Origin of the sequence: Flavobacterium sp. CHNK8 (assembly GCF_019774515.1) — a bacterium.
Taxonomy (GTDB): Bacteria; Bacteroidota; Bacteroidia; order Flavobacteriales; family Flavobacteriaceae; genus Flavobacterium; species Flavobacterium tiangeerense.
The window spans coordinates 1,890,934-1,905,030 of sequence record NZ_CP081492.1 but is presented as its reverse complement, the minus strand read 5'-3'; the positions used below and the strand labels follow the sequence as shown (position 1 = coordinate 1,905,030).

The window sequence follows — 14,097 nt, the reverse complement described above, 5'->3', positions numbered from 1 at the left end:
TTATAATTGAAGTGAAGATTGACTGTTGTCAATCTTCACTAAATTAATTTAATAGTTTGTTTTCAATTCAACCCTACGATTCTTAGCACGTCCCAGAGCTGTAGTATTGGTTGCTATAGGATTACTTTCGCCTTTTCCTATTCCTGTTATTCTGGCCGAAGCAATTCCTTTCCCAATCAAATAATTCCGAACAGACTCGGTTCGTTTTTGTGATAATTCAATATTAAATTGATCTGATCCGTTACTATCTGTATAACCTTCAATGACTAAACTAGCAGCATCGTATTTGAATAGTATTTTTGTAAGTTCATCCAGTTGCGATAAGGAGGCTACTTTTAGTTTATCGCTATTGTTTTCAAAGAATATTTTGCTTCCTAAATAAGTAATACGCACTGCATCTTGTTTTGTAATTTCGGGGCATCCTTTGTTTGCCATCGTACCTTTAACTTCGGGACATCTGTCGTCTAAATTAGCAATTCCGTCTCCATCGCTATCCGGACATCCTTTTAAAGCTAGTAATCCTGCAACATCAGGACAACGATCCATATCGTCCATGACACCATCGTTATCGCTATCCATGATACAACCCACTTTATCTACACGACTTCCTGCTTTTGTATTGGGACATTTATCATCTAAATCAGGCACACCATCGTTATCACTATCTGGACAGCCTTTTAAAGCGTTAGGACCCGCTAGTTCTGGACATCTATCCTCTGAATCAGCAACACCATCGTTATCCTTGTCTGGACAACCATTCAATGAAGCAGTTCCTGAAACGTCGGGACAACTGTCTAAATAATCAGCAATACCATCTTTATCCCGATCTAAAGGACAGCCTTTTTTATCCACACTAATTCCTGTTGGAGTATCAGAACAGTTGTCATTTTTGTCTGAAACTCCATCCTGATCGGCATCTTTTACACTTCCAAGATTAAAGGTTAGCCCAATCATGTGCGAGAGGTAGCTGTCTTTTTCGCCTGCTGTCACTCCATCTCTTCGATCTTTATTAGAGAAAGAAAAAGTTTCTTGAAGATTTAGCATAATTTCTGGGGATAATCTAAAATTGATACCTCCTCCTGCAGTAGGCAAGGCATAGTCAATTCTATCTTGATCAAAATTAACCTGATTGTCAAAAAGGATAATACCAACACCAGCTAACACGTAAGGTCTAATAATATATTCAGGAGCCGTCAGGTTGAAACGCAGGTTGAATGAAGCTGCATTAAAATCGCTTTTAAAACTCCCCGTGTCACCATTGTATCCAATAGTACCTTTGGTTAATAATAAATTGGCATCAAAAAGTTTTCCTAAATATCTAGAAACAGATACACCTCCAAAGCCATACATAGCTTTATCTGTTTTGTAAAAACTGCGTCCAAGATCTCCATGATATTGTGTTGCACCTCCATGAATACCAATGTTCCATTTTTTATCGGCAGTTTGTGCATTTAATGCTGCTGCATACGCTAAGCATATACATACTAGTTGTATTTTTTTCATTTTAATTGTCATTTAGATTAGTAATTTTTTCGCCTTCAAGTGTTTCTAGCAGTAATTTTGCCACCGCTACTGATGAGGCTGCATTTTGTCCTGTGACCAGCAAACCATCTTGCTTTACATAAGATTCAGAATCTTTTCCCTTACTATAAAGTCCACCTAATTTAGTAAGTTCATCTTCCAGTAAAAAAGGTACTATTTTGCTTAGCTGGACTGCTTCTTCTTCGGTATTAGAAAATCCGGTTAGTTGTTTTCCCTTTACTAAATAATTGCCATTTTGAATTTTAACATGTACTAAAGCAGCTGGTGCATGACATACAAAGGCAATTGGTTTTTTGTTATTGCAAAAGTCTTCAATGAGATGTATAGAATCTGGATCATTTGCCAAATCCCATAACGGACCATGGCCACCAGGATAAAATACAGCATCATAATCCGCTTAGTTTATTTCGCTTAATTTTATAGAATGCGCTACAAGGTCAATAGCAGTATTGTCTTTGTAGAATCTTTGAGTATATTCGGTTTGTGCTTCTTTGTCTTCACTCTTCGGGTCAACTGGAGGCTGACCGCCCTTTGGAGAAGCAATTGTGATTATAGCACCTGCATCTTTAAAAATAAAATAAGGAGCTGCGAATTCCTCTATCCAAAACCCCGTTTTTAGGCCACTGGTTCCTAAAACATCATGTGATGTAAGTACAATAAGTATTTTCATGTCGCTACTATTTATTTAAAATATTATTCTTTTTTAGAATTCTACTTGAGATTATCTATTTACAGTATTTTACCCGTATCGTAATTCAAGAAACTTTTAAATTCAAATTTGAGTCTATTTGGTTGAATTGGAAATGACCATACGCACATCAAAAAGTGATGCCAAGCACTTTTAAACTTTAATTTTGAAAAGAAAACAGGATTTTTTTAAAGTTTTATTTTCGTTTTTTAAAATATTCCATACCAATTAAAATTTGGTGATGTTTAGTTTTTTAGTTAGATTTTAAATGATTTAATCTATTATTCTTCAATCAATAATTCATTTTCAACACTAATAACGCCTCTTGTTTTCCAAGCAATAAATCCTGCAATTTCTTTTTGATACCATGATTCCACAGTCCCTTTTAAAATTATCTTTGAATCTAATACCTCAATTTCTATATCTTTTGAATCCAATGCAAGATGGTTTTCTAGTGCAAGCCTAAGAGTCGTTTTGTCTATTTTAGTACCCGATTGAGATTTTATTTTAATTTTATTGCTAACTCCTTTTACACCAATTAGACTTACAATAGCTTGTCTGGCAGCTTCTTTCTGATAGTTCCATTCTAATTCTCCAGATAGCGTTACCCATCCTTCAAGTACCTTAACTTTAATGGTATCATTTAGTGTATTCCAGTTCCATCTGAAAACAGTAAGAATTTCATTTGTGATTGCTATATCTTTTTTCTGTTCCAAGCGATTTATAGTTACATCAATTTTATTGATTACTGATTGTACTCCGGATATTGCACTTGATATTCTTTCGGCTTGCGTTTTCTTTTTATAGGTATCTACATTACCTTTTAGAGTTATTACTCCATTATTTGAAATGACAATTATAATGCAATCAACACTAAAAAGGTCCCATTTTAATGCTTGAATTACATTTTGCCGTAAAATATCATCTGTTATCATTTTCCGTTTTTAATATCAATACTATATTGTTTTAAAGCACTTTACAAAGTTGGTTTATATAGTATTGTATTGAAATGAGCATCGGCTGAACTATAAGTGATTTACATCACTTATGATTCTTTAAAGCTTAAAAGAGTAAATTTCAAAAGATATAGATATAATACTATAAGGAGTTAACTACTTAGGTAGACTTATCTTTACATAAGTCAATACACTTTGACAAAATAAGTTATGGAGAAATCTGCTTTACTAGATGCCCTTGTGCATAACGCCATTGACGGTATCATAACTATTGATGAATTGGGCATTGTAGAAAGCATAAATCCATCTGCATGTAAACTTTTTGATTATGCTGAACCAGAAGTATTAGGTGAAAATATTTCAATGCTAATGCCTTTTAACGATAAAGTGGCTCATGATTCCTATTTAAAATACTACAAAATGTCTGGTCAATCACATATTATGGGAATAGGAAGAGAACTCATTGGTAAAACTAAGAATGGTTATCAATTTCCATTTAAAATAGGTGTAAGTGAAGTGAAACATGCAGGAAGAAAAATTTACGCCGGATTTATTCATGATCTTACCCAGCAAAAAAAGGATGAAGAACGCCTTAAAAATTATGCTTCCCATCTAGAAGAACTTGTAGAAGAGCGAACAAAAACCTTAAACGATACGATTAAAGCACTTGAAAAAGCAAAAGCAAAAGTAAGTGCCAGTTTAGAGAAGGAAAAACTAATCAGTAAATTAAAAAATAGGTTTTTATCTATGGCTTCGCATGAATTTCGAACTCCATTGAGCACGGCACATTTATCAGCTTCTCTTATCGAAAAATATGCTGAGCCGTTAAATAATGCTAATATCATTAAACATGCGGGTAAAATAATTAATGCTGTAACAAATTTAACTACTGTATTGAATGATTTTTTATACATAGAACAATTAGAAGTAGGCAATGTAAAAGCTAAACCCACATGTTTTGATCTGGTACAATTAGCGGAAGAAATTACAGAAGAGATGCAAGTACTAGCCAAAGAAAAACAGCAAATACATTTTACGCATTATGGATATCAGAAACTCATAACCCTAGACCAGAATTTAATTAAAAATAGTATTATCAATCTAATTACCAATGCTATAAAATATTCAGAGGATGGTTGTACTATTGAATTTACAACAGAAATTAATGACAGCAATTGTATCATTTGCGTGAAGGATGAAGGAATTGGAATTCCTGAAGAAGATCAATTGCATTTATTTGAACCTTTTTTCAGAGCACATAATACGGGTAATATCCCAGGAACTGGACTTGGTTTAAATATTGTAGCACGTTATATCGCCTTAATGAATGGTTCTATATCCTATGTAAGTACTATAAATGAAGGAACATCATTCACACTAACATTTTTATCGATATGAGCAAAGTATTAGTAATTGAAGACAATAATGAAATAAGAGAAAATATAGTAGAAATTCTTGAATTGGCAGACTATGAAGTTTTTGTTGCTAAAAATGGCAAGGAAGGAGTTGATAAAGCTTTACTCTATTTACCTGATGTAATTTTGTGTGATATCATGATGCCTGTGCTAGATGGTTATGATGTACTGTATCTTTTAAATAAAAATCTAGAAACCACTGCTATCCCCTTTATTTTTATTACTTCAAAATCCGAGCGACTTGATTTGCGTAAGGGAATGGAAATGGGTGCCGATGATTATCTTACAAAGCCATTTGGGAGATTAGAACTTTTAAATGCTATTGAAAGCAGATTAAAAAAAAAAGAAAGCCAGCACCATTTTTATAGTAAATCATTAGAAAATTTAGATAAGCTGGTTTCTGAAAACAGTGGATTAAAAAAATTAAAAAAAATTATAGACGAACGAAAAACTAGATTTTTTAAAAAGAATCAGGTAATACATTATGAGGGCGATAATGCAACAGGAATTTACCTTGTAGTCTCGGGGAAAATTAAGACTATTAAAATGACCGAAGATGGACATGAACTGATGACAGGAATATACCAAGAGGAGGATTTTTTAGGGATAAATATCATTCTTTGCAATAAACCGTATGATGATACGGCAACTGCCATGGAAGATAGTTATTTGTGTTTTTTTCCTAAAATACAATTTGATAAAATGTTGCAGCAGTACCCTGACATTGCTGGAAAATTTCTTGAAATATTATCCAATGAAATTCGAAACAAAGATGCGAGTCTACTGCAGCTAGCTTACCAATCAGTAAGAAAACGAATTGCCGAAGCACTTTTGCAGTTGTTTAAGCATGATAGTACTATTAGAATTAGTAGGGATGAACTCGCAGCACTTACTGGAACTGCCTCTGAAACCGTTAGCCGTACCTTAACCGAATTTAAAAATGAAGGACTGATTGAAAGAAAAGGAAGTACAGTAACAATTCTTGATTATGATAAAATCAGTAAAATGAAGAACTAGTTTCTTATTAAAAGATGTAGATTTTAATTAATAAATTGAAATTGAAATTTGTTTGTTTTCAATATTCAAAAGATGAGGTTTGAAGTTCATTAAAAGTGCCGTAAATACTGTTGCCGATTATCAAAAAGTAGTAGATAATATTAATGCAAATGCTACTGATGATATCGTAAAAATAGATTTTCCAGTAACTATGGTGTACTATAATTACTTCGAAAAACTGATTCTAGATGAAGCTGATTTTAAATCTTTAATCGATTATTGGAATCTATATCCTGATCTTTTGAGTAAGATTAATGGTTTAAATATCAATTACCCTATTACAGTAAATAGCTATAACATTTCTAATCAGTTCGCTAGTTCCATATCAATCATTAGCGATCAAGCCTTTTTTTATTTTATAAAAAAATTTGACTCCTAGTCAGTATATTTCCTTACAATATCCTATTTCAATATTGGATCACAATAATCAACCAAGGACAATTTCAAATGTCTTGTCCTGAAATAGCGATACACAAAAATTAGTTATCAAACTCAGCTTACTGGTTTTGGTTAGGCTTCCATTCAAACATTATAATTCAATTAACACCTCAAAAGATAGCCTCATCATCTTAATGCCTAATTTTGTACTACAAATAAAATTTTTATGAAAAACGCTATTCCTATATCTTTATTAGAATTGGCTTTAATTACTGAAAACAGCAATGCCAGTAAAACCATTCAAAAAACCAAAGAGTTAGCGCAACTGGCAGATCATATGGGATACAATCGGTTTTGGTTGGCAGAGCATCATAATATGGCTCATGTGGCCAGTACGGCAACGGTGGTTTTGATTGGTTATATTGCCAGTGAAACTAAAAATATTCGGGTAGGATCAGGTGGGATCATGTTGCCCAATCATTCGCCATTGATCATTGCGGAACAGTTTGGCACCTTGGCTACTTTGTATCCTAACCGAATTGATTTAGGTCTTGGAAGAGCACCAGGAACTGATGCCTTGACAGCACAAGCCATTCGAAAAGATTTTTTTGAAGAAGCCCAACAATTTCCCAAGAATGTATCCAAATTGCAAAAATATTTCTCGGAGGCCAATGCTACAGGAAAAGTAAGAGCTTTTCCGGCCGAAGGGATGAATGTGCCCATTTGGATTTTAGGTTCGAGTATGGATAGTGCAAAATTGGCAGCTGAATATGGCTTGCCGTATGCTTTTGCAGGACATTTTGCACCCAGACAAATGCTACAGGCATTTGAATTTTATAGAGAAAATTTTCAACCTTCTACCTTTTTGAGCGAACCCAAAACAATGGCTTGCGTGAATATCATAGCAGCCGACTCTGATGAAGAAGCTCAATTTTTATCGACTAGTTTGTATCAAATGTTTTTGAATTTAATACGAAACGATAGAAAAGGTTTGCAACCTCCCGTAGCATCTCTTAATGAAATGATGAATGAGGAAGAACGCTTTCACGTGAATCAAATGACTGCTTGCACCTTTACAGGAAGTAAAGAGAAACTGACTAAAGATTTAAAAGAATTTATTCAATATACTCGCATAAATGAATTGATGATTACCAGCCCCATTTTTGACCATCAAGATAAATTAAAGAGTTTACAGATTTCTAAATCGGTAATGGATGCGATTAATGAATGATAGGGTAGTTACCAATAAAAAAACGCTGTAAAATTTAAGTTTTACAGCGTTTCGCTTTTAATTCCGCGGAGAAAGAGGGATTCGAACCCCCGGACCTGTTACAGTCAACAGTTTTCAAGACTGCCGCATTCGACCGCTCTGCCATTTCTCCAGTATGTCGCTATCATTTTTTGATTTCGAGTGCAAATATAATAATTTTTTTCGAATCTGCAACATTCTATTATGATTTTACTAAAAAAAGAATGTTAAAAAATAAGTATGGTATACGGATCAATTTTTTAAAACAAAAAAATACCACAATTTTTTCATCTTTATATTTTGCTAAGAAAATTGGATTAATACCGAATCTCTAGAAGGGGAGTGGTGTAATGAAAACGAAAACATTTGTAACAGAAAATTTTTAAGGCTTTTATGAAATAAAAAAGCCCAAAACTTGCGTTTCGGGCTTTTCTTGCGGAGAAAGAGGGATTCGAACCCCCGGACCTGTTACAGTCAACAGTTTTCAAGACTGCCGCATTCGACCGCTCTGCCATTTCTCCAGTATGTCAATCTCATTATCTGATTTCGACTGCAAATGTAGCGTTCTTTTTGGGTTATGCAAGTGTATTTTTGAAAAAAAATAAAGATAATTTTGATTTATTTTATAAAATATTCATAATCTTATGGTTACAAATAAATTATTTTTTACTTTTTTTTCAAAACAAACTAATACCTTACGTATTCTTTTATTTCTAATCCATAACCAATCATTCCAACGCGTTTTGTGCCTTCGGTATTGGTTACTAATCTTATTTTTGAAATGTCAATGTCATGTAATATTTGAGCACCGATACCAAAATCTTTGCTATCTATAATAATTTTTGGTGCTTTTAGAGTTCCATTTTGCTGTAAAACTTTTAACTCAGTCAATCTATTTAAAAAGTTTAAAGATTGTATGTCTTGATTTATGAAAATTAACGCCCCTTTTCCTTCTTCATTAATCACCTTAAACATGTCATCTAATTGTTGGTCGGCATTATTAGTTAATGTCCCCAATAAATCATTATTCACAAGTGACGAGTTAATTCGGGTGAGTATGGAATCACCTAAGTTCCAAGTTCCTTTGGTTAAGGCAATATGAATTTGCTTGTTTGTTGTTTGTTGGTAAGCTCTTAATCTAAAAGTGCCAAAACGGGTTTCTATATTGAAATCTTCTTTTTTTACAATCAAACTATCATGTTGCATTCTATACGCTACTAGGGCTTCAATTGAGACTAATTTTAAATTGAATTTCTTGGCAACTTCTACTAATTGTGGAAGACGAGCCATAGTTCCATCTTCATTCATTATTTCTACAATGACACCGGCAGGTTTAAACCCAGCAAGTCTTGCAAAATCAATGGCAGCCTCTGTATGACCTGTTCTTCTTAATACACCACCTTGTTTTGCTATAAGCGGAAATATATGTCCAGGTCTAGCTAAGTCGTGTGGTTTTGTATTTTGATCTACCAATGAAAGAATTGTTTTAGCTCTATCAGATGCTGATATTCCCGTAGTAACTCCATTTCCTCTTAAATCTACCGAAACTGTAAATGCAGTTTCCATAGGATCTGTATTATTACTTACCATTACATGAAGTCCTAATTCTTTACAACGGTTTTCTGTCAATGGCGCACAAATTAATCCACGTCCGTGTGTAGCCATGAAGTTAATCATTTCGGGTGTTACCATTTCGGCTGCAGCCAAAAAATCACCTTCGTTTTCACGATCTTCATCATCAACCACTATGATTATTTTACCTTGTCTGATGTCTTCTATTGCTTCTTCAATAGTGTTAAGTTGAATTGTATTTGAGCTCATTGTGTGTTAGTTTTGTGTTGTTGGGAATAATTTTTTAAATAACTTTTGAAAAGGCAAAAGAATTACATCCATATTAATAAGTCCTATGTCGTTAGTTGCACGATAGGTTAGTAATATAGCAAAAGGTGTTAGTATAATAGAGGATAGCCAAGCTCCTAAAAAAGGAGTCATTCCATCTTCTTGTGCAAGTCTTTTTCCAAATGTATTGATGAAATGGTAGGTTATAAAAATAAGAACAGCAAAAACAATTGGCAATCCTAAACCACCTTTTCTAATTATTGCTCCAAGGGGTGCACCAATAAAAAACATTAAAAAACAGGCAAATACAATTACAAATTTGTCGTAAAATGCAATTAGGTGTTTGTTGATGTTTTTTTGTTTGTTCAAAATTTCACTTCTAATTGTTTCAATAGAGTAGGAGGTGTTGGTAATGTTGCTACTTGCTATTTTTAAAATATCTGATTTTTGCTGATTGGTATACAAACTCAAAATATCAGTAGGTAGCTCTTTTTTGACTTTTGTTTTTGGGAAAACTTTTGGAGCAGGATAATTTATTCTTGCAGTTGGATTTTCTGTAAAATTTTTAACTTCCGTTTTAATATTTTTGTTTAGAGAATCAAGGGTATATGACAGTTCATTTATCGTTAACATCGTATTGGTATTGGTTACCGATGCATCGTTGACGTCAGTTTTATTCAACTCTGATAAATCAATATTTATAATTTGTTTTTTAAATGAACTTTTAGCAAAAGGCATTTTGCTTCTATCTTCATAGTTTTTTGGAACAATATCTTCATAATAATACCCATCGTTTAAAACTAATTGGAGAATACTAGATTCTTCACTACTTATTAACGAACCATTTTTGGCTTTTATTACTGTTTTACTCCCATCACCAATTTTAGATTTTTTGTGAATGGTTATTCCTGTAAGCTCATTGCCTTCTTTTCCTGATTTTTTGTTGACTTTAATGTTGTAAAACCCTACATCATTAAATTGTCCTTCAGCAATAGCAAGTGCTGGTTTTACTTGAGCTATATTTTTACGGAAATTAATAAACTTATATTCAGCATATGGAATAACATTGTTGGCAAAAAAGAAAGCCATGATGCTCAACAATATGATAAAAATTGTTAGCATTCTCATGGCTCTTTGTAGTGATATTCCAGAGGATTTCATGGCTGCAAATTCATAATTTTCAGCAAGATTCCCAAACGTCATTATTGAAGCTAGTAAAATAGATAATGGTAATACGAGCGGAACTATACGAGGCATCGCAAAGGCTAAAAATTTAATAACCATTACTAGGTCTAAATCTTTACCCGCTAATTCTGATATAAATAACCAAACGGTTTGTAAAATAAAAATAAAAAATAAGATTACAAATACAGTTGTAAATGTAGTCAGGAACGTTTTTAATAAGTATTTGTCAAGAATTTTCACCTAGTGCATTAATCTAATTTGTTGATGTAGTAATTTGGATATTTACTTGCCGCAAAGGTAAATTGATTTTTTGACAAAGGTTGATTGGTTTTAAAAGAATTAACGGTTAATGTGGTTTTTGTTCCTTTTTTACCTATTTCAATAAGATTATAAATGTGTTTCGTTTGAATATCAATACCCAATAAAACCTCTTTTCTTTGATCTTTTGTACTTACAGGTACTAATTTTATATATTGAATTTTTCTACCCTTAACATTTTGAACAATATCCATCGTGTATTTATAACCTGAATTAAAAAAGGTTAACATTTTTGATGGTGTTATGGCATTGTCATCTTTTTCATTTACAGTTGAAATTGTAATTTCTTCATCCTCGGGTACTATGGTATATGTTTTTTTTCCATCAAAAACTTTAGTAACTCCCATGAAATTCAATACGTATTGATTTCCTTTCATGGTAACATTTCCCTTGCTATCTTGGTTAATATTTTCCTTAGAGTTGTTAAGGGAATATTTAAAATCGATAGTGATGTTATTGTAACTTTTAACTTTTGCTGTTACTTGATCAAGTAAATCTTTAGCTTTTTTATCCTGAGCAGAAACTGAAATCGTAAGTAAAAAAAGTATACTAAAAGTGATAATTTTTGAACTCAAAGTTTTCATCTCAATCTTTTTTGTTTTCAAAGCGTTTAATTTCATGTTTTAATTATTTTGTTCATTATTGAAAAATTGATCTAGAGAACTCATATCAAGTATGTTTACGCTTCTTGCTTTACTTCCTTCAAATGGTCCAACTATACCAGCAGCTTCTAATTGATCAATAAGTCTGCCTGCTCTGTTGTAACCTAATTTTAACTTACGTTGGAGTAATGAAGCCGAACCTTGTTGTGCATTGACAATAATCTCTGCAGCTTCCCTGAAAAGCGTATCTCTTTCAGAAATATCTATATCAAGATTAATGCCACTTTCTTCTCCAATAAACTCTGGGAGCAAATACGCAGTAGCATAGGCTTTTTGAGCTCCAATAAATTCTGTTATTTTTTCAACTTCTGGCGTGTCAATAAATGCACATTGTACACGAACTACATCATTACCATTTGTGTATAACATATCTCCACGTCCAATCAACTGATCAGCTCCTTGTGTATCCAGAATTGTTCTTGAATCAATTTTTGAAGTTACTCTAAATGCAATTCTCGCAGGGAAATTGGCTTTTATTAAACCTGTAATTACATTCACAGATGGACGCTGAGTTGCTATAATTAAATGTATTCCAATAGCTCGGGCTAATTGAGCCAGTCGTGCAATAGGGACTTCAACTTCTTTACCTGCAGTCATGATCAAATCGGCAAATTCATCTACTACAAGAACAATGTAGGGTAAAAATCGGTGTCCATTTTCTGGATTCAATTTTCTAGCCTTAAATTTGTCGTTGTACTCTTTGATATTTCGTACCATCGCGTCCTTCAATAAGGAATAACGATTGTCCATTTCTACACAAAGAGAGTTTAATGTATTTACAACTTTAGCATTATCTGTAATAATAGCATCATCCATGTCAGGGAGTTTTGCTAAATAATGGCGTTCTATTTTATTAAAAAGAGTAAGTTCTACCTTCTTTGGATCGACCAACACAAATTTTACTTCTGCTGGATGTTTTTTGTACAATAATGATGTTAAAACCGCATTTAACCCAACTGATTTTCCTTGTCCAGTAGCACCTGCCATCAATAAGTGCGGCATTTTGGCTAAATCCACAACAAAAGTTTCATTAGAAATAGTTTTTCCAAGTGCGATAGGTAATTCCATTTCGGCCTCTTGAAATTTGGCTGAGCCAATGACACTTTTCATAGAAACCATAGTAGGGTTCTTATTTGGTACTTCAATACCAATAGTTCCTTTTCCTGGGATAGGAGCAATAATACGTATTCCTAAAGCGGATAAAGACAATGCGATATCATCTTCAAGACTTTTAATTTTTGAAATTCTAATTCCAGCCTCGGGTACAATTTCGTATAATGTAACCGATGGACCTACGGTAGCTTTTATTTGTGCAATTTCAATTTTGTAATTACGGAGTGTATCTACAATTCTGTTTTTATTTTCTTCTAGTTCTGCCTGGTTGATTGTAATACCTCCGGTTGAATATTCTTTTAGTAAATCAATTACAGGAAATTTATAATTTGATAAATCAAGAGTTGGATCAAATAACCCAAAATCAGCCACAAGCCTTGAAGCCAGATTCTCTTCAATGATATCTTCTTCAGCAGCTTTTTCAATCACGAAAGTATCTTCGGTATTTTTAATGATTTCAGGTTCCCTTTGAGGCGCAACAACCATTGAGAGTGGTTTTGTTACAGGTTCTCTTATCAGATCAGATGCATTGTTGATAGTAGGTTTAAGCGCTTCTTTATTAATTTCAAATTGATTTCCATTCGTTTTTAAATGAATATCATCTTTTTCTTCTTCATCAACAGCAAATTCCTCCAAGTTGTAATTACTATTGGATTCATTTTTTGTTGAAGCATTTACAGATTCTATTGTATTCTCTTTGGATCTATCAAAAAAGGATTGAATGGTTTCCGGCGAAAGTTTCATTTTGAAAATGATATAAATCACCAATCCGAAAATTAAGGTAAGCAAGGTTCCCGTTTTACCCAAATAATCTTGTAAGAATAAATTGAGTTCATAACCAATAATACCCCCTAATTCGGGTAGTGAAGTAGCAAAAAAACCAAAAAGAATTGAAAGCACAATAATTGCAAATAAGTCCCAAAACCAAATATTTTTCAATCTCTTAACGGGAATTCCCACGATAAGATACATACCTGATAAGAAAAATAAGCGAACAAATATAAAAGAAGCAACACCAAAACCTTTATAAACAAAAGTGTCTGCTAGTAGTGCTCCAAATTTACCAAGCCAGTTTTGAACAAGTTCTTCTCTACTAGTTATTTCTTGAACTGCACTTTGATCTTGCTGTCCGTAAATGAAAAATGAAATAAAGGCCAATAACAAGGCCACAGAGAATAGTACTAGCATGGTGCCAAAAACTATTTTCTGTTGTTTAGAGATTTGGATTTTTTGGGTACTCGTAGAAGTAGTTTCCTTCTTTTTATTGATAGGTGCTTTTACTGTTTTTGCCATTGATGTATTTATAAATTACCTAGAAAAGAAGGGGAAGTAAATAATTAAACCAATAACAAGTGCTGTTATAGCCGCGAAGAAAACAGCACCAGCAGCAATATCTTTGATAAACCCAATTTTTTCATGAAAATTAGGATGTATAAAATCAGCAATCTTTTCCACCGCAGTATTTAACCCTTCTATGCTTATTACCATACCTATAGCTAGGGTTTGTATTAACCATTCCGTTTTTGAAATACCAAAATAAAAACCAGCTATGGTTACAATGACTCCAAGGAAACATTGTACCATAATGCTGTGTTCTGTTCGTATTAATTTGGTTGCGCCATTAAAAGCAAAACGAAAACTTTTTAATCGCCCTGTAAAAAAAGTATTGTCTTTTTTGAACTCCATTAAGTAAGTT

11 protein-coding genes, 2 tRNA genes and 1 pseudogene are annotated in these 14,097 nt (G+C 33.0%); 4 read left to right on the top strand and 10 right to left on the bottom strand.

Annotation, left to right across the window (positions count from 1 at the left end; genetic code table 11):
• Nucleotides 1–48 precede the first annotated feature (48 nt).
• The 3 genes and pseudogenes from K5V07_RS08065 to K5V07_RS08055 all read right to left on the bottom strand — a co-directional run bounded on the left by K5V07_RS08065 (nucleotide 49) and on the right by K5V07_RS08055 (nucleotide 3,165).
• A complete protein-coding gene (locus K5V07_RS08065) occupies nucleotides 49–1,503 on the bottom strand; it encodes an OmpA family protein (protein WP_221917056.1) in 1,455 nt (484 codons plus the stop codon).
• Between the two features lies 1 nt (nucleotide 1,504).
• Nucleotides 1,505–2,212 (bottom strand): annotated as a pseudogene (locus K5V07_RS08060) (type 1 glutamine amidotransferase domain-containing protein).
• Nucleotides 2,213–2,511: 299 nt separating this feature from the next.
• A complete protein-coding gene (locus tag K5V07_RS08055; protein WP_221917055.1) occupies nucleotides 2,512–3,165 on the bottom strand; it encodes a BON domain-containing protein in 654 nt (217 codons plus the stop codon).
• A gap of 231 nt (nucleotides 3,166–3,396) precedes the next feature.
• On the opposite strand from K5V07_RS08055, the gene K5V07_RS08050 reads away from it, so the two are divergent.
• The 4 genes from K5V07_RS08050 to K5V07_RS08035 all read left to right on the top strand — a co-directional run bounded on the left by K5V07_RS08050 (nucleotide 3,397) and on the right by K5V07_RS08035 (nucleotide 7,266).
• Entirely contained in the window at nucleotides 3,397–4,584 is a 1,188-nt protein-coding gene (locus K5V07_RS08050; RefSeq protein ID WP_221917054.1) for a PAS domain-containing sensor histidine kinase, read from the top strand.
• A complete protein-coding gene (locus K5V07_RS08045; RefSeq protein ID WP_255577843.1) occupies nucleotides 4,581–5,618 on the top strand; it encodes a response regulator in 1,038 nt (345 codons plus the stop codon). Before K5V07_RS08050 ends, K5V07_RS08045 begins: the two co-directional genes overlap by 4 nt.
• Before the next feature lie 79 nt (nucleotides 5,619–5,697).
• Complete coding sequence (locus K5V07_RS08040; RefSeq protein ID WP_255577842.1) at nucleotides 5,698–6,036, top strand: hypothetical protein; 339 nt, start codon at nucleotides 5,698–5,700, stop codon at nucleotides 6,034–6,036.
• A 225-nt stretch (nucleotides 6,037–6,261) separates the two neighbouring features.
• Complete coding sequence (locus tag K5V07_RS08035) at nucleotides 6,262–7,266, top strand: LLM class flavin-dependent oxidoreductase (RefSeq protein ID WP_221917053.1); 1,005 nt, start codon at nucleotides 6,262–6,264, stop codon at nucleotides 7,264–7,266.
• 66 nt (nucleotides 7,267–7,332) lie between these two features.
• Here K5V07_RS08035 and K5V07_RS08030 read toward each other — a convergent pair.
• From K5V07_RS08030 to K5V07_RS08000, 7 genes are all read right to left on the bottom strand, one after another.
• Nucleotides 7,333–7,417, bottom strand: a tRNA-Ser gene (locus K5V07_RS08030).
• A 303-nt stretch (nucleotides 7,418–7,720) separates the two neighbouring features.
• Nucleotides 7,721–7,805 (bottom strand) — tRNA-Ser (locus tag K5V07_RS08025).
• Between the two features lie 166 nt (nucleotides 7,806–7,971).
• Entirely contained in the window at nucleotides 7,972–9,105 is a 1,134-nt protein-coding gene (gene ribB, locus K5V07_RS08020) for a 3,4-dihydroxy-2-butanone-4-phosphate synthase (protein WP_221917052.1), read from the bottom strand.
• A 6-nt stretch (nucleotides 9,106–9,111) separates the two neighbouring features.
• Nucleotides 9,112–10,548, bottom strand: a complete 1,437-nt coding sequence (locus K5V07_RS08015) for an LptF/LptG family permease (protein WP_144890931.1) — start codon at nucleotides 10,546–10,548, stop codon at nucleotides 9,112–9,114.
• A gap of 8 nt (nucleotides 10,549–10,556) precedes the next feature.
• Complete coding sequence (locus K5V07_RS08010; RefSeq protein WP_221918161.1) at nucleotides 10,557–11,210, bottom strand: outer membrane lipoprotein carrier protein LolA; 654 nt, start codon at nucleotides 11,208–11,210, stop codon at nucleotides 10,557–10,559.
• A gap of 39 nt (nucleotides 11,211–11,249) precedes the next feature.
• Nucleotides 11,250–13,694: a DNA translocase FtsK gene (locus K5V07_RS08005; RefSeq protein ID WP_221917051.1), complete on the bottom strand. Its 2,445-nt coding sequence runs from the start codon at nucleotides 13,692–13,694 to the stop codon at nucleotides 11,250–11,252.
• Between the two features lie 15 nt (nucleotides 13,695–13,709).
• Nucleotides 13,710–14,087, bottom strand: a complete 378-nt coding sequence (locus tag K5V07_RS08000; RefSeq protein WP_182651996.1) for a diacylglycerol kinase family protein — start codon at nucleotides 14,085–14,087, stop codon at nucleotides 13,710–13,712.
• Between the last annotated feature and the right edge of the window lie 10 nt (nucleotides 14,088–14,097).